At 46.4% G+C, this 16523-nt stretch carries 20 protein-coding genes, 1 pseudogene and 1 other annotated feature; of the genes and pseudogenes, 2 read left to right on the forward strand and 19 right to left on the reverse strand.

From position 1 onward, the window contains the following. Nucleotides 1-78, reverse strand: a pseudogene (locus tag KO087_RS09635) (IS200/IS605 family transposase); the annotation flags it as partial. A 286-nt stretch (nucleotides 79-364) separates the two neighbouring features. After that, nucleotides 365-607 (forward strand) — a binding site (T-box leader). Between the two features lie 55 nt (nucleotides 608-662). On the opposite strand from KO087_RS09635, the gene brnQ reads away from it, so the two are divergent. Beyond that, nucleotides 663-1982, forward strand: coding sequence for a branched-chain amino acid transport system II carrier protein (gene brnQ / locus KO087_RS05750; protein ID WP_215508347.1), 1320 nt, complete (start codon nucleotides 663-665; stop codon nucleotides 1980-1982). A gap of 10 nt (nucleotides 1983-1992) precedes the next feature. Continuing rightward, nucleotides 1993-3273, forward strand: a complete 1281-nt coding sequence (locus KO087_RS05755) for an O-acetylhomoserine aminocarboxypropyltransferase/cysteine synthase family protein (protein WP_215508348.1) — start codon at nucleotides 1993-1995, stop codon at nucleotides 3271-3273. Nucleotides 3274-3474: 201 nt separating this feature from the next. Here KO087_RS05755 and KO087_RS05760 read toward each other — a convergent pair whose 3' ends face one another. From KO087_RS05760 to KO087_RS05845, 18 genes are all read right to left on the reverse strand, one after another. After that, nucleotides 3475-3666, reverse strand: coding sequence for a hypothetical protein (locus KO087_RS05760; RefSeq protein WP_251374934.1), 192 nt, complete (start codon nucleotides 3664-3666; stop codon nucleotides 3475-3477). Nucleotides 3667-3670: 4 nt separating this feature from the next. After that, nucleotides 3671-4411 carry a YfjL-like protein gene (locus KO087_RS05765; RefSeq protein ID WP_215508349.1) on the reverse strand — a complete coding sequence of 247 codons (741 nt, stop codon included), beginning with the start codon at nucleotides 4409-4411 and terminating at the stop codon, nucleotides 3671-3673. Further along, nucleotides 4408-4713, reverse strand: coding sequence for a DUF2651 family protein (locus tag KO087_RS05770; RefSeq protein WP_215508350.1), 306 nt, complete (start codon nucleotides 4711-4713; stop codon nucleotides 4408-4410). The genes KO087_RS05765 and KO087_RS05770 overlap by 4 nt, the downstream gene beginning before the upstream one ends. Nucleotides 4714-4937: 224 nt before the next feature. Continuing rightward, nucleotides 4938-5786, reverse strand: a complete 849-nt coding sequence (locus KO087_RS05775; protein WP_215508351.1) for an AraC family transcriptional regulator — start codon at nucleotides 5784-5786, stop codon at nucleotides 4938-4940. Nucleotides 5787-6169: 383 nt separating this feature from the next. Next, nucleotides 6170-6787, reverse strand: coding sequence for a VanZ family protein (locus KO087_RS05780; RefSeq protein WP_215508352.1), 618 nt, complete (start codon nucleotides 6785-6787; stop codon nucleotides 6170-6172). 223 nt (nucleotides 6788-7010) lie between these two features. After that, a complete protein-coding gene (locus KO087_RS05785; protein WP_215508353.1) occupies nucleotides 7011-7853 on the reverse strand; it encodes a KilA-N domain-containing protein in 843 nt (280 codons plus the stop codon). A gap of 99 nt (nucleotides 7854-7952) precedes the next feature. Continuing rightward, a complete protein-coding gene (locus tag KO087_RS05790; protein ID WP_215508354.1) occupies nucleotides 7953-8342 on the reverse strand; it encodes a type I restriction-modification system subunit M N-terminal domain-containing protein in 390 nt (129 codons plus the stop codon). Nucleotides 8343-8413: 71 nt separating this feature from the next. Next, nucleotides 8414-8857, reverse strand: coding sequence for a hypothetical protein (locus KO087_RS05795; protein WP_215508355.1), 444 nt, complete (start codon nucleotides 8855-8857; stop codon nucleotides 8414-8416). A gap of 156 nt (nucleotides 8858-9013) precedes the next feature. Further along, nucleotides 9014-9688, reverse strand: coding sequence for a class C sortase (locus KO087_RS05800; RefSeq protein ID WP_251374936.1), 675 nt, complete (start codon nucleotides 9686-9688; stop codon nucleotides 9014-9016). Further along, a complete protein-coding gene (locus tag KO087_RS05805) occupies nucleotides 9675-11279 on the reverse strand; it encodes an MSCRAMM family protein (RefSeq protein WP_215508356.1) in 1605 nt (534 codons plus the stop codon). Before KO087_RS05805 ends, KO087_RS05800 begins: the two co-directional genes overlap by 14 nt. Nucleotides 11280-11699: 420 nt before the next feature. Further along, on the reverse strand, nucleotides 11700-12416 hold the full coding sequence (locus KO087_RS05810) for an AP2/ERF family transcription factor (RefSeq protein ID WP_215508357.1): 717 nt from the start codon (nucleotides 12414-12416) through the stop codon (nucleotides 11700-11702). 2 nt (nucleotides 12417-12418) lie between these two features. Beyond that, on the reverse strand, nucleotides 12419-12862 hold the full coding sequence (locus KO087_RS05815; RefSeq protein ID WP_215508358.1) for a hypothetical protein: 444 nt from the start codon (nucleotides 12860-12862) through the stop codon (nucleotides 12419-12421). Nucleotides 12863-12913: 51 nt separating this feature from the next. After that, complete coding sequence (locus KO087_RS05820; RefSeq protein WP_215508359.1) at nucleotides 12914-13222, reverse strand: hypothetical protein; 309 nt, start codon at nucleotides 13220-13222, stop codon at nucleotides 12914-12916. A 425-nt stretch (nucleotides 13223-13647) separates the two neighbouring features. Next, complete coding sequence (locus tag KO087_RS05825; RefSeq protein ID WP_215508360.1) at nucleotides 13648-13917, reverse strand: hypothetical protein; 270 nt, start codon at nucleotides 13915-13917, stop codon at nucleotides 13648-13650. Nucleotides 13918-13920: 3 nt separating this feature from the next. Beyond that, nucleotides 13921-14196, reverse strand: a complete 276-nt coding sequence (locus tag KO087_RS05830; RefSeq protein WP_215508361.1) for a phage holin family protein — start codon at nucleotides 14194-14196, stop codon at nucleotides 13921-13923. Then, nucleotides 14141-14992, reverse strand: coding sequence for a peptidoglycan recognition protein family protein (locus KO087_RS05835; protein ID WP_251374938.1), 852 nt, complete (start codon nucleotides 14990-14992; stop codon nucleotides 14141-14143). Before KO087_RS05835 ends, KO087_RS05830 begins: the two co-directional genes overlap by 56 nt. A gap of 3 nt (nucleotides 14993-14995) precedes the next feature. Further along, nucleotides 14996-15286 carry a hypothetical protein gene (locus tag KO087_RS05840; protein ID WP_215508362.1) on the reverse strand — a complete coding sequence of 97 codons (291 nt, stop codon included), beginning with the start codon at nucleotides 15284-15286 and terminating at the stop codon, nucleotides 14996-14998. Nucleotides 15287-15299: 13 nt separating this feature from the next. Then, nucleotides 15300-16520: a leucine-rich repeat domain-containing protein gene (locus KO087_RS05845; RefSeq protein ID WP_215508363.1), complete on the reverse strand. Its 1221-nt coding sequence runs from the start codon at nucleotides 16518-16520 to the stop codon at nucleotides 15300-15302. Nucleotides 16521-16523: the final 3 nt, after the last annotated feature.

Genomic DNA, 16523 nt, shown 5'->3' on the forward strand with positions numbered 1-16523 from the left:
TTTCGGAGCAAACACTACGTGATACTTACAATTCCATTTTGTGTGTGATAAACTATGGGTGTGATTTAGTGATGTCATTATTTCCTCCTGATTGTGATTGGTTGGCAGACCTCTCTCATCATATCACTCTGGAAATAACGGGCAATTATCGCTAAAGCTAAACGGAACCCCCGGTCTAACCGGGGGATGGTTATTGCATATCCTGTTATAGGCGCGGACTCGAAGCCCCATCGCGTCATTTTACGGCAGCCGCATACCTCAAGCGCACCGCGTTTTCCCATAAGGGTAAAACCCGTACGCTTCATGTATTTTATATTTTTTAAAATATCCCTTGACTCCTCATCTCGCTTTGCCTATAATTCCATTCATAACGTTGAAGAGGAGAGTACAAAAGGGAAGTGCTTACAGAGAGATTTCATTTGGTGAGAGAAATCGGCATGGAAGTTTTGGAACATGGCCTTGGAGTGTTCGCACCGAGACTTCGGTTTAGGCTGCGACAGGTACGCCTGTTATAGCGTCACGGGTATGATAGTACTCTGTAAGGTTATTTTAGCGATAAAATAATGAAAAAAGGTGGTAACACGAGCATTTTGCTTTCGTCCTTTTGGGGCGGAAGCTTTTTTTATTTTCTCGCAAATAACAGAAGAAAAAAGGAGAAAGACATGAAACAGAAAAAACGAGACACACTTTACATCGGCTTAGCGCTCTTTGCCTCTTATTTCGGGGCGGGCAATTTAATTTTCCCCGGCGCCCTGGGCCTCGTATCGGGAGATCAATGGAGCTTAGGCGCCGTAGGGCTTATGATTTCGGCCGTCTTAATGCCCATCGTCGCCCTGTACGTTATTTCGCGGGCCGGTTCGGTGGAGGCCCTTACGAAAAACATCCACCCGGAATTTTCTAAATACTTATTGCTCTTGATTATGCTCTTCGCCGGCCACATTTCCGTGCCGAGAACCGGCGCCGTGGCCTACGAGCTCGGCGTTCATGCGTTGTTCCCGAAGGTGCCCATGGCGGTATTCGCCCTCTTTTATTTCGGCATCGCCCTTTACTTCGCCCTGGACTTAAGCGCCATGATCGACAAAGTCGCCCGGTATCTCACGCCGGCCCTCGTGGCAATCTTATTTATTATCGTGATTAAAGGCGTGCTCTTTCCCATCGATGCCGTCCCGGCCGCGCCTCAAGCGGACAATGTCCTTTTAAATTCTTTCTTGGGCGGCTACCAAACGGGCGATTTACTGGTAAGCTTTTTAATCGGCACGGTCTTTATAGGCGACATTGTGCGAAGAGGCTACGCAAGGGATGCGGAGCGAAACACCATCGTCGCCAAGGCCGGCATCATTACCTTCGGCCTGTTCTTCGTCATTTACGTCGGTCTCCTCTATTTCGGCGCAAAATTAAGCGGACAGTATCCGGCGGACATCGATCACGCCGCCCTACTGCTCGCTATCGTCCGCGCCATTTTAGGCGAAAAAGGACTGGCCTTATTGAGCATCGCCGTCGTTCTCGCCTGCTTGACCACGGCCATCGGGCAAATTACATCCATCGCCAATTTCTTTCACGAATTTACGAAGGGGAAACTCTCCCATAAACAGGCGGCGATATTATTTTCCTGCATCGGCGCGGGCATTACCTTACTGGGCGTGGAAAAAATCGTCTTCTTGGCGACGCCCATTTACCTCATGGTTTACCCCAGCGTGATCATGCTCATGATCCTCGGCGTTTTCTACAAGCCCCTGGAAAATCACGCCCTCGCCTTCCGCGTCGCCATGGTCTTCACCCTGGTGGTCAGTTTACTGGAAGCAATCACCGCCTTTACGGGCCTTCCCCTATTAAAGGCCGCCGTCGATGCCATTCCCCTTTCGGGAGCGGGCTTCGCGTGGCTCTTACCGGCCGTTACGGGCTTCGTACTCGGCTTAATCTATGAACTTGCGAAAGGTACGACAAATGCCGCCGTCCCTTCCGCTGTGAAAAATGAAATTTAAGGAGGATATTATGACAAAACAAGGACTCGGAACTTTATGTGTACAAGCGGGATACGATCCCCAAAACGGCGAACCTCGCGTGGTGCCCATCGTACAATCGACAACATTTAAATATGATTCATCGAAACAAATGGGCGATCTCTTCGACTTGAAGGAATCGGGCTATTTCTATTCCCGACTGGCCAATCCCACCAACGACGCCGTGGCGGCGAAGATCACGGCCTTGGAAGGCGGCGCATGTGGCATCCTCACCTCTTCCGGTCAGGCGGCAAATTTCTATGCACTGATTAATATTTTAAAAGCCGGGGATCACGTGGTGGCATCCTCCGCCATTTACGGCGGCAGCTACAACCTCATCGCCCACACCATGAAGGACATGGGCATCGAATCCACCTTCGTGGATCCGGCAGCGACGCGAGAAGAATTAGACCGCGCCTTCCGCCCCAATACGAAGGCGGTCTACGGAGAGAGCCTGGCCAACCCCGCCCTGAAGATTTTGGATATCGAAACCTTCGCCGAAGCGGCTCACGCCCACGGCGTGCCCCTCATCGTAGACAACACCTTCCCCACGCCCATCTTCCTCCGCCCCTTCGAATACGGCGCCGATATCGTCACCCATTCCACGACGAAATACATGAACGGATTCGCCAACTCCGTCGGCGGCGCCGTCATCGACTCCGGAAACTTCGATTGGACAGCCCACAAAGAAAAATATCCCCAACTTACCGAACCGGACGAAACCTATCACGGCATTACCTTTGCGGAAACCTTCGGCAAGGCGGCCTATATTACAAAAATGACCACGACGATTATGCGCGATCTCGGAAGCATTCCCTCGCCGCAAAATTCTTTCTACTTGGGACTGGGCTTGGAAACCCTGCATTTGAGAATGCCACGCCATTTCGAAAACGCCCACGCCGTGGCCAAGTATTTAAAAGGCCACGACAAAATCGCCTGGGTTAATTTCTCCGCATTGGAAGACGACAGCCAACACGAGCTGGCGAAGAAATACCTTCCCGACGGTTCCTGCGGCGTCATCTCCTTCGGCATCAAAGGCGGGCGCGAAGCCGCTACGAAGTTTATGGATAGCTTAAAACTCGCCGCCGTCGTCACCCACGTGGCCGATTCCCGCACCTGTGTCCTCCACCCGGCGAGCACCACCCATCGCCAAATGAACGACGAGGAACTCCTCGCCGCCGGCGTCAGCGCCGACCTCATTCGCATGAGCGTAGGCATCGAAGACAAGGAAGACATTATCGCCGATATCGAGCAAGCTCTGGAAAATCTATAAAAAAAGATCGCCTACGTGGCGGAAAAGTGGATTCAAAAAGAACTGGTTAAAATGAATTAAACAACACGCAAAAAGGCGCCGACTCTCGGCGCCTTCTTTATTGCTTGTATTTCCTTTTATCCATTTACTTTCGCGATGCATTAAAAAGATCGACACCGTTTATAAGAATGGAAGCCGCAGTCAAAACCCACAAGGCGCGACTCAAGGTGGGGTGTCCATGAGCCCGACCCAATCACCGCCCGCCACTCGGGCGGCGCCGTCAGCGTAAAAGGCGCAGAGGGCAAGGGCCGTGAGGGACAAACTCGCCCAGCGAAAGACTTCCCGTTTTTCTCCGGGCTTCCGTAAATTTAAAAAGGCGAACGCTGCGGCACCCATGCCGAACACGAACCACATGGCCTCAGTCCTTCCCTTCCGTCATTTGTTTCTGCGACAATTCTTCCAGGGCCTTTACGTCTCCTTCCCGCACCATCGTTTGCGGTATCTCCATTGCGAAAAATTCATCCTTCGGCTTTTGTACCTCGCCCTTTTCGTTCACTCTCTTTTCCGAAGTGAGGTCGATGGCATAGGCGGTCACATTCAGGCCCTCGGCATCCATGATTCCCTGCGCCCGTTGCAACACGGCCATGGCCTCTTTCGCCGTGACCTCGTCGCCCACGCCCTCGATATCCACTTGCAGTTTAAAGGGCAGATGCTTCATGTCCACGGGCTGATCCACCGTCAAATACTCCGTGGGATCCACCTTGTCCCAATAAGACAATGTTATTACATAGGGAAAGTCGTAGACCTTCTCCAGATCGTGGCCGTGCTCGCGAAGGGCAGCGTCAAAGCGCATCATCGTGTTGTTGATGCGCCACTTGTAAGTATCCTCCCGAAGGCGACCGAGGGCATCGAAACACAATTCAAAGGCCGAATCCTCGCTGTTCTTGTCTTGCAAATGCACCACGTACTCGGGGATCTTAAAATTATAAACCGCCTTTTCGCGGGATAAATCCAAATCGCCGTACTTTTCAGCGATCACCTTGTCCGCTCCCCGCTCCGCCAGCGCCTTCGAAACAGGATTGCCGAAGATCGCGTTCACCACCGCAAGAACAAGGAAAACAAAAATGGTGAGGACAATCTTTTTAACGCTTAATTTCATCGCAAGCCTCCCAAAAAACTTCCCAAAAGGGCCAAGGCGCCGTAAATCGCCACGTAAATCAGGGCCGATTCATTGTAAAAAATCCAAACGGACGGCAAGAAACACAAACTCACCGCCACAGGATAAAGCAGGTGAAAGCCACGCATCCTGCCGTAAACAATCGAAATGGCGAGGCACAGGACGGGCATGGCGAAAAGCAAGACCATCATCGCCCCCACCGTGTTCCGCATGACAAGGGGCAAAAGATAAAATACCGCAACGATTCCCGCGAGATATGGAATCATGTTTTTAAAAACCTTCATAGCGCCTCCAAATACTTGCACAACCATACTCTCTTTCCTTCATTATACCCGCCGGAGAAAATAACGCAGCTCTCCCTCGCCATTCTTAGACGAAGCACCCACATTGTAAAGGTATTGTTCCCAAGGAAAAAGGCACCGCTATGCACTGACCCCCAAAGGTTGGATTTCTTGGTCCAACTTTTGGGGGGCAGTGCAATTTCTAGATGCTTTTAAACAAATTTGTATTATTCTTTTACTATAGGGATCCATAATTCCATTTGATAATCTTCTGAATTAGGGTCTCCATCTCCATATACTTCAAAATCGGGACTTTCATCATGTCTATATCCTTCTTTAGGGAAGAAATATGAAATAATATACTTCCAACCTTCGTGAATGCACTTTGGTATAGGTCCTTGTAAGCTTACAATAGCATACTCTTTTTCAGGAATACTGAGTATATCCAAACCTAACTTCTCAGCTTTTACCTCATCCGTCAAATCAAAACCAGCTAAGTATATAAATGAATCTTCTTCATCCATTATATAGTCATATCCTACGCCAAAGATTTGACCATTACCAAACTCTTCAAAATTTTCTCTTGGCACTTTTTCAACTAGTCTATCCCAAACTTTTGGGAAATTTGAACTCTTAGTTACATCTGATTTAATACCAGCTACTTTAAACGCTTTCTTTTTCTCAATTTTAATATCCATTTGATTTCCTCCTTGAACTGAAATAGAAAAGTAGATTCTTGGAAAATATTGATATTTTGCTCCTTTTTTTACTTGACCTGGAGTCAGCTTATGAAAACTTTTAAAAGCTAAAGCAAAAGAATCCTGAGAATTATAACCATATTTTATTGCGATATCTATAATTCTTTTATCTGATTTTTTTAAATCAATTGCAGCATTTGTCATCTTTCTTAACCTTATATACTCAGATAATGAATATCCTGATACGATTGAAAATATTCTTGAAAACATTGGAAATGAATATCCTGTTATCCGTGTTATTTCTTTTTCATCGAGTTCATCAGTTAAGTTATCTTCAATGTAGTCTATTGCTAAGTTAAAAGATCTCATTATATCCATATTCTCACCACCTTTCATTTAAATTGTACAAGGATTTATTAAATTATACCCGATAATGCTAATACAAATATTATAGCATCTAAAATTTATCAAAGTCTTCTTGCGTAGCTACTTCTTTGTATTTGTATTCATCGTTATTCTTTTCTGTGAACATATCATTTACAAGTCCAATTGTTAGTAGGGATAAATCAGAGACAAAAAGACCAAGTTCCACTGTCCTTAATAAAAACAAAGGTGTAGTAATTGGTCTTACTTTTTAAGGACTTTTCCGACTTTATGTTAAGCCCCCATAATTCAATTAGTTGCGGCGAAATTGGGTAAATAGCAAGTGTCTTAAGAAGGTTTTAGTAGTTGTTATTACCGCTCCTACATCTAACCGCTAATTAAAACTTTGTAGCAAATAATATGTTAAAAATATATGTCTGAACAGTGAGCATGATTACTAATGTGCCTATCCAAAAAAATAACAGTTCATAATAGCATTGAACACCATCAACTTGAGTCTGATTAATCCAAGATTTTGGAACAGCTTTGTTAAATGATTTATAAATGCCAAATCCCAAACACGTGCCAAGAGTATTTGCTATCAAGTCATTTATATCTGTTGTTCCCATATCAAACATCTGAACAAACTCAATAGATAAGGATATAAGAAATCCAGCTAAAACTATATTTGCTAATCTATTATATTTTTTATATAGAAATGGCATAAAAAAGCCCAATGGTATAAATAAAATTACATTTAAAAACGTTTCTATTGGCCCTGTAATCATTTCCACAAAAGGAATATAAACAATTCTTGGGAAAAATGAGCCTTTGATAGCAATACCCGTCGCCGCCAATATTCCTGTGAGATAAAAGCAGAAAACAAAGGATAAAATTATATGTCCTTTTGTTTGTTTTTTCCCACTAAATAATAAAATAGCAAAATAGATAGCTACTGCTAAAAATACAGGAATACATCCACTTAAAAAATGATACATAATAAATTCAAAGTCCATGAATTACCTCCACCAGAAAAACCATAATTTTTCTCTTTTACCTTTATTTACTTCTTCTTCGTGTTCTCCCAAACTAATCCATGTTTTTCTCAGTTAGGGATGTTTCAATCTTGCCATGTGCAATCCTACTTTCATCATCTGTATGAATTTCTTTTAGATGATTTAGGTATTCAAGCATTTCATCTCTTCTGATTTGTGATAGATTTCCCAATTTTATTCCACCTCATTTCTTCTCCTTTAGTTTTTTAATACCACTATCACCAATTTTTTCAAGTGATCTCAATTGTGTTATGGCAAGTTTTCTAAGTTCAACCATTCTTTCTTTTTGATTCATGCCTTTACCAATAAGGACTGCATTATAACTTTCCATATTTGCAAGCACTAATAACTCCTTCAGACTTGCATAATCTCTCATATTACCTTTTAAACCTGGATTTTCTTCACGCCACTGTTTGGCTCTTTTATTAAATAAAGCCACATTGAGCATATCTGCTTCGCTTGCGTATTTATAAGATAACTGTTCATTGGTAAGATCCTTTAAAATATACTCTTTAATTGCATCCGTATGAATTTTATAGTTTATTTTTGAAATTTCCCGATTAAGATTCCACCCCAGTGACAATCTTGAATTTTCATCTGATTTAAGTCTTTTATAATCTTGAATAATGTAAAGCTTAAATTCCGGTGAAATCCAGGAAGCAAATTCCATTGCTATATCGCTATGGGCAAACGTGCCTCCATATCGTCCTGACTTGGAAACTATACCTATTGCACTTGTCTTCTCAATCCATTTTTTTGGTGATAGTGTAAATGCATTACTACCGGCTTCATTTTTTAACCTATCGAATTCGATAGGTTTAAAATCAGGATTATGCATTGATTCCCATAAACCTAAAAATTGAATGTTATCCTTGCCCCTTAACCAGTTATTAATAACTATAAATGGTTCATCACTTTTATATCTTGCAATATCCGTTAGACTTATATAGTCGTTCTTAAAATCTTCAGTATAAATCTGAATAGCAAAGCCCTTTGCTTCAATCGTGTCTTTTTTCACCTTAGACATGTGAGTTCCTCCTTTATACTGATATATTATTTACAGCATTTATTTTCGTAATAACTCCTCTAAGCAGCACACCAACGATTCATTTTTTGATTTTATACTTTAAATGAGAAAGCGGGCATCTTTCATGTAACGGGAAAAGGCTGTGTCTCCTTCGTCGCCATGGAGTTTCTGAATAAAGGGGAAGATTTCTTCGCTGACGAGGCGAAACATTTCTTGTGCCGGCAAATTTTTGAACTTACTCCAACGGTAATGCTGTTTGTCGGCGGGAAAGATGCTCTCCACTTTCATGCCGAGGAGCTCCCCATCTTCTTCTTTTGCCAATTCGATTTCGTCCAGATTTTTCATAAAGAGCAAATAGGTGATTTGTTCGATATTGGTTAAGGGATTGGTGGAGCCTTCCGTCCAAAGGGTGGTCCAAATCCCATCGATTCTGTTGCGCGTTTCGCCTGTGAGCATGGTATTTCTCCTCTTTCCTTGATCTTTTATCATATCACAGGATGAATACGTTTTTCCACGATCGTACCCCACAAAAAAATCCACCGGGTTTTCCCGATGGATGTTTACTTCTCCCTTACCCGATAGATGAAATCGCCGCGGTAAAATAGATCCATGTAGATTTCCAAGTCTTCGTCGCCGCGGCTCAAGAAGCCGGTGATGAAGCAGTTTTTGTAGCCGTGGTAGGTGCTCATGATGTCCATGGCCTTGAATTTTGAATGGAAGGCGTCGAGGAAGGTCGCCAGGGTCATTTTTTCGCCGACGAAGCCGCCCACATTGCCCGTGAGGACGTTTTTGTATTCCATGATATAAATATAGGAATCTTCCGGGGACACGCCGGTGACGATGACCTCGCCATCCACCATGGCATCGGCCGCGGTGTCCACGAAGCCGTATTGGGGCACGAGGCGCAGCTTGCCGCTTTCGTAATCAAATGCCACGTCGACGATGTGGGCGTCGTGGAGGCTGAAGCGATCCCCTGCTTCTTTTTCTCTCTTGTAGTCGGTCATCTGTTTTCCTTTCTCGTCCTACGATCCATTATACATGGCCTTTTTCGACGACGAAGCTCTATTTGCGCCTGCAGACGCCGCCGGCCATGGTGTAACTCTTTTATTTTTCTTCCCCACGCAAAACAGCCACAGAGGCATTCTCCGTGGCTGTATTCCTTACAGATCTCGGATGCCCACCAGTTCCGATTTCACCAAGAGGCGTTTGTTGTTTTTCGGATAGGGATGGCAGCTCATGAGGTAGAGTTTGGTTTTGTCTTCTTCGCGAATGAAGCGGCTCCAGTCGTTGGGCTCCACCACTTCGTCGCCGGTCACTTGGTAGTAGAGGACCTGTTTTCTGGTGGTGATTTTTATTTCGTCGCCGGGCGCCAGTTTGCCGATGTGCAAAAAGTAATCCAGCCCTTTGCCCGAGCCGCGGTGGCCGGCCAAGACAGTGATGGTGTTTTTCGACCTGCTCGGGGGATCCGTGGTGTCCACGACGCCGGCGCCGAGGAGGAGATTTTTCTTGCTCGTGTTGTCGAAGATGGGCAGCACCACGCCGATTTTATCGATGCGGATGACGCCCAGGGCGTTTTCGTAGGTGATGGCATCTTCCTGAGGGGCCTTGGCAGGCTCTTGCCCGCCTTGCGCGCTTTTTGCCGCCTGCGCGGCTTTTGCGGCTTTTTCTTTTTCCGCCGCCTTTTGCATCGCTTCTTCCAGGGCCATGGCGGCCTTTTTTTGGCGCACATTTTTGAAATGGACCTTCACGGGAATTGCCGCCCCAATAAGGAGAAGGGAAATCCCCAGGATTATTAGGAATTTCCCTTGCCTGTTTTTGTTTTTACTTGGCTTCATCGACGGATTCTCTCTGTTTTTTCACGCCGATGGCGAGAACCACTGCACCGAGAACGGCCAGGCCTGCACCGTAAACCACGGGGCTGATGCCGTCGCCGGTCTTGGGTAATTTGCCTTTGTTTGCTTGGGTGCCTTGGGTCGTGCGCGCGGCGGTGACGGGAACGCCGTAAACGGTGATCTTGCCGTCTTTTGCGGCGACGGTATCGCCGGATTGGATCTTGCCCAGGGCGATGCTGCCGTCTCGATTCACTGTGAAGTTAAAGTCGCGGGCCAGTTGATAGCTTTGGGGCGCCGTCTTCGTGTGGAAGCGGTAGCTGCCCGGATGCAACATAATCTTGTAGCTTGCGGTGGAAGTCGTCCAGCTTGCGACGGATTTTCCGCTTTGGAGAATTTCCACGGTGGCGCCGGAGAGTTCGCTGCCGCTTTTATTGGCAACGCTGAATTCCACCCAGACGTTTTGTACCTGTGTGCTCGGTTTAGCCTTTCCTTGTCCCGGTTTTTCCGCCGGTTTCTTGTTTGGATTTGCCGCAGGTGCATTTGACGGTTCGCCGACGACGATGAGGTCGCCTTCTTTCAGCTTCACGTTTTCACCGGCTTGAACCTTGCTGAGTGCGACGGTGCCGTCTGCCTTTACTTCAAAGTCAAAGTCTTTGACGACTTTGTGGCCGATGGCGGCAGAGGCTTCGTGGTATTTATAGACGCCCGGTTCCAGTTCCTGCTTGTTGCTGTCGGATCCGCTCTTCCAGGAAGCGATTTTGATGCCGTCTTTGTAGATTTCGATTTCGGTTCCCAAAAGGGCCTTGCCCGAGGTATCCACTCGGCTGAATGTAACGACCTGCTTGGCGTTTTTGCTGAGAAGGGTCAGTTTTTGATGGCTATCTACGTCGGTAAGCCCGTAGGTGGCCTCGACAACTTTATCGCTTTCAACTTTAAAGCGAATGGGCTCCGCCTTTTCGTGACCGTAGGGCACGGTGGTTTGCGAAAATTCGTACACGCCATCTTTAAATTCCTTTATGGCGATCCCTTTCAGGGCGTCTTCGCTAAACCATTTCTTCACGACAGTGCCTTCGCTGTCTTTAATTTGCAGCTCCGACCCGGTTAAATTTTTGTCACTACTGTCTTTCAGGCTGAAGTAAATTTGCTTTTCAGTGGGCTTCGCTTTTAAGAACAGGGTTTCGTTGCCGTCTTTTTTATCTTTATCCAGATATTCTTTGTCGACTTCCAGTTTACCCTCATCTTTGATTTCAAACTTGATGGATTTATTCTCAAGAGTATAGCCCTCCGGCAAATCGGTTACGGTCAATTCATATATGCCCTTATCACGCGTCAATTCATAAGGCGTTTTCTTTGTTTCAAGCGTTTCTTTCAACTTCTCGCCGTCTTTTTTGATTTCGAATTTTGCACCGGCCAATTTCTCGTCGCCGACGCTACGAAGACTGAAGAAGAGTTTGCCTGTTTCTTTTTTCGTCTTTTCTGATGATGCGGTAGCAGGTTTAGCCGATCCATCCGACGGCTTGGCCGCCAAGGTCGGGGAGACTGTGGCTAAAACAAAAGTCATGGCTAACAGTAGGGCTGTTAATTGTCTCTTCATGTCGTCACTCCTTCTTCAATTAGGTACATCCTTCTATATTCATCAAAGTCTTTGCCGAATTGATTATTTCACATGTATATTATATCACGATTCATTCATCTTATGGAAAAAATTCCCGCAGTCCGTCGGTCCCATGGAGCACCCCTTTTTCTGTCTAAAGTTTTCGGGCATAAAAAAACGCACCCTTTCAGGTGCGTCATTTGGTGGACAGTACTGGACTTGAACCAGTGGAGATGACGCTTATAAACGGCTAGAAATAGCCATCTCTGGCGTTATCAGCTAAAAAAGCGGGGAGAAAAAGCGGGGACTGTGATATAATAAGTGCGAATTGAAAAACTCATTTGTTTTTGTGGCGGGTGCACTTGTGCGCCCGTGATTTTTTTTGCACTTAGAAAGGCGGGAAGGATAACCCGCCTTTTATTATTTATCTTTATCGTCGTCTTTGATCTCTACTTTATGGACTGCCTGTTTATTAAATTCTTCGATTACCGGATTAAAATACTTTTTTTCCGCTTCTTTCCTCGCTTGAGCGGCTTCTTCTAGCGTATCAAAAACGCCTAAATATTTCCTTTTTTTGCGCAATGATATTTCCGCAGTATACTTGTTGCGATGAAAATATACACCTTTCACGCCGGTTTTACCCCATGACTTTTTCTGAAGTCCGGTAACGCGCGTTCCATCAAAAAGATAAGAATTTACTGTTTCAACGCTCTTTTCTTTCTTATTGCACCCGCACGAAACCGTCGTTGCATGCGGGCCTACTACATCAGTTATAACTGGTCTTATCTCGTTACCGCAGTCGCATTTACATAAAAGTCTATAGTTATATACATTCTTTTTTGGGTCATCCTCATCTTTATAGACATCAAGTATCGTTAGCCTTCCAAACTTTTTGCCGACTAATTCTTTTTTAAGTTTTTCAATCTCTTTTTTTCTACGCTCATCTTTTCTATCTTTTTTGATCTTTTTGTATTTAGACTCTGCCTCGTCTCGCGCTTTTATTGCTTCTTCCAGTGTGTCATACGTTCCCACGTGCACAGCTCTGGATTTTTCATTGGTCGCCCTCACTCTATACCTGCCGTTAGGCTTGAGGTCAATCCCTCTATCAACAACAATCACTTTACGCTTGTCTGCCATAATCAATCATTCTCTTTAAAGTACTTTTCCAAGGCCATGATGATGACGTCGTTTTTAGCCACGCCTTGCTTCGATCGCTCAATCTCGATCTTGTCATTGAGCGCTGCGGGGATATAGGCGTATACTCTGACCACACTCTCATCTTCCACAACCGCGCCAAACTCATTTTCGTAGGTTTCGGCGGGGAGATATTCCTCCGCCCACTCTTTGGCCTCGTCGTAGGTCAAGGGCTTGATGATCGCCAAGCCTTCGCGGCTTGAGTCGCCATATTCCCGGCTGTATATGCTACCGGGGCCGCCGTCGCAGAATAAAAAGTATTCGCCGGTGCGCTTCCGGTACAAATCCTCATCGTAGCCGTATAACCGATCTTCGGGTTTGTAGCAGTACGAGCTTATATAAGTTGCGGTGTTGGTGTCGTAAACTTTATTTTTAATGATCTTTCTCATAATGTCCTCCTGTGGATTTTTTTTAGAAGGGGCCCGAAGGCCCCGCCAAGTTTATTTTGTGAATCTTGCGAATGCATCGTCTTTTTCTATTTTTGCAATTCCATTTTTTACAAGGTAATCGTATATTAATTCTGTGAAATCTTCCCAATATGTGGTATCCCAATCACTGACCCATGATTCTTTTATGATATCAACGTATCCTACTGTTACATGGTCATATCTACATTTAAATGATGTACTCAATGCTATAGTTTTTCCACCGTATAAATCTGTCGAGAGATAGACGCGTTCTTTTTCGCCTTTTTCTTCGTTTTCGTCCCAGTAGATTTTTCCGTAGTTGGTCAAGGTTCTTTTTGTCATATTGTGTCTCCTTTTTTTTAACTCTTGGGCGTTGCCCTTTCCTCATTTCTTGTCTTTATTATATACTAGAGTTGGCGGCAAGTCAAGTCTTTTTTAAAACTTTTTTTTGACTTTTTTGAAAAAATCGAGTATATTAAAAGCGTAGCGAGGCGGGTTTGTCATATTGTCTCGTCTCGTCAGGTCTAAGACCTGTGGATTTAAACACATTAGTTTAGGACAGTGATTCAGGGCGCGAGCCCTGCGGATTGAAACATATTTTTATACGATCGCGATCAGGGGCTATGCCCCTGTGGATTGAAAAGTGTCTGTATGCGATTGAGATCAGGGGCATGGCCCCTGCGGATTGAAATGAGTCAATATGCGACTGTTCTAACGCAAAAATGGGAGCTCCGGCTCCTCTTTTTGTTTGTAACAAAAAAAGAGGCTTACCGGGAATTACCCGATAAGCCCTTTTGAGAATTAAAGTACCTTTGCTTTTTGTGTAAACGCTTAAACTCTTCCTCCGAGAGCAACCGCTGCACAGCGATTTTATATTCCTTACAATAAGGATATTTCCCGGCATCCACGAGCCGGCGGACGTTTAGAGCGTCTTTTTTTGTGTGCATGTGGGCGTGTTGCTCGTAGCTCCCGCCCTCTCGCTTGATGAGCCACGGGCGATCACCGCAACCGGGCTTATACAAAATCGTCAGCTGCATAAGCTATTTATGCGCGTGATCTTTGTATGCCTCTTTTTCCTGCGGGCTTACGATGCCCTTATCGCCCACTCTCGACCCGCTCTCATAAAGTCCCACGGCGGAGAGCCCGATCACGATGCCTGTCACGACATGCTCGGGAGAGATGCCCGCAACGGCCACGTACATAATCGCGCCGACGAGGATCGCCACAATGGGAGAGTATTTAGCCGGGAGTCCAGCAATTTTACAGGCCTGTACGATACCCAACACTGCCGCCGTCATGACAATCGCATTTTGCATTTTTTGCCTCCTTCGCTTTATACGTTCTTACCAGCATCGCCGCAACTTCCGCCCGTGTCGCCATGGCACCGGGACGGGTTCCATCGGTGATGCCGAGTTCCTTCGCTTCTTCCCACTCTGCTTCCGCCCATTTAGGCAGATAATCCGGATCAACTTTTTGTGTCATTAAATACTCCTTCCGCGCTTTGTCCTGCGCCTTTAAATCCTCCACATCCGTGACCTCGGCCACCGGTGCCGCCGCTCTTGCCTGTGGCCCAAACTCCGAGGACTTGGAGAGGTCGATTTGCCACTCAATAGGGGCTTTAATCTCCTCTTTAAACTGCCACCACATGGCCCAATTATTGGCCCTAAAATTGTGGGGACAATCCTTGCGGCTCACGTCGTAGTGGCGACATACTCTTTCCGCCGGCACCTTAAACTTGGCCATGAGATTTTTGGTCAGCTCCAAGACGTTTTTATAGGTCTTTTTTTGGTCCGCATCGGCATTAACGCACATCTCGATACTGATCGAGTTGTTATTGGTGCATCCGTTGAGATACCTCCCATGGCCTTGGTTATCTCCCACGGCCCAAGCCACCCGACTGTCGCCGATAGTTTGTATGATCTGCCTGTCGTCTACAAAGTAGTGCGCGGACCCATACCGCGTCGCTCCCTGTAAATACTCGTAGTGCCCCTCCGCATCGGCTCCCGCGTTGTAATTGCCGGTGTAGTGGATCACGATAAATTTAATCTCACTGTGGGCCCGCTTGCGCCCGATCTGGCGGGCGTTGGTGATGGGCTTGTAAATGTATTGCACGGATCAATCCTCCCTTGTCTTTGCTGTGCAGTAGGTGTCGATCCTAATCACTTCGTCCTCAACCTTATTGATTCTATCGTCGTGGGTCTCCAGTAGTCTGTGGATCTCGTCCCGATCCTTTTGGCTGTCGAGGATGTCACGGCGTAGCTCCTGGATCGTATCTTCTAAACTTTTTAGCGTGGCTTTTGTCCCTGTCATCACTTTTGTAAATGGCGTGACGATTAGCCGCGCAAAGCTAAAAATCGCAATAAAGGCGGTTGCCCATTTTGCGATTAAGTCAATGTCAAGTTGCATAGATCACTCCTCTCTAATATCTAATGATGTTTACGTCCTCGTCAAAGGCGCCGTCTGCGACTGTGCAATTTTTAGGGACTTTTACTTCGGTTAATTTGTTGCTATCAAAAGCCCAGTCCCCAATGGTTGTAACGCTCGGCGGTATGGTTACCGCCGTGAGTTTGTTGCTAGAAAAAGCCGATTCCCCAATGGTTGTAACGCTCGGCGGTATGGTTACCGCCGTGAGTTGGTTTCTATCAAAAGCCGATTTCCCAATGGTTGTAACGCTCGGCGGTATGGTTACCGCCGTGAGTTGGTTTCTATCAAAAGCCGCTTCCCCAATGCTTGTAACGCTCGGCGGTATGGTTACCGCCGTGAGTTGGTTTCTATCAAAAGCCGATTTCCCAATGGTTGTAACGCTCGGCGGTATGGTTACCGCCGTGAGTTGGTTGCCTCTAAAAGCCCAGTCCCCAATGGTTGTAACGCTCGGCGGTATGGTTACCGCCGTGAGTTGGTTGTTAGAAAAAGCCCAGTCCTCAATGGTTGTGGGCTTGCCATGCACCTCGGGCCATTCGCCTGCTTTTTTTGTTACGAGGCTTTCCCCCATTAAGATGTCATATAAATATTGTTTATCTAAAAGGTTGGCTTTCTTGGCGTAGGCCGTGAGATCGACATGCACCATATCCGCCACTTCTTGCTTTTGCTCGGGTGTTAGGTCGTCATAGCGCATAGGCAACCCGCGCTTCCCTTCCACTCCGGGATCACCTTGTTCGCCCTTGGGCCCCATGGCGTGCTTCCCGGTATCCACACCTTCCACGACCCACGTACCCGCATCAGAGATGGTGAGCTTCGGCGGATCGCCTTTTTGTCCCGGCTCTCCACGATCCCCTTTCTCGCCTTTGATCCTTCCGACATTTGTCCACGTCGTCTCGCTCCACACGTACAGATCGCCGCCAACCATGTAAGCATCGCCCGCCATGCCTGTTACAGGGAGCTCCGAGGCGGTATTTTTAGTTCCTTTTACATTTAGGGCCGCACCGGTTTCGCCGCGGTCGCCCTTCTTTCCTCGCTTCCCTTCCGGGCCGCGGTTAAAGTACGGAAGTTCGGCATAAAGCCTTCTCCCGTCCCCTACCTTCATCAAGCCCGTGTCGCCCTCCACGGCTAGCTCCCCCGCGTATAAAATCAGTTGCGACGCCTCCCACTCCGCACGGGTGCGGTACTGGAAGGCAAATCGCCCAAGCGTTACCCGCTTCATGGT

The organism is Peptoniphilus rachelemmaiella (assembly GCF_943169845.1).
GTDB classification, from domain to species: domain Bacteria; phylum Bacillota; class Clostridia; order Tissierellales; family Peptoniphilaceae; genus Aedoeadaptatus; species Aedoeadaptatus rachelemmaiella.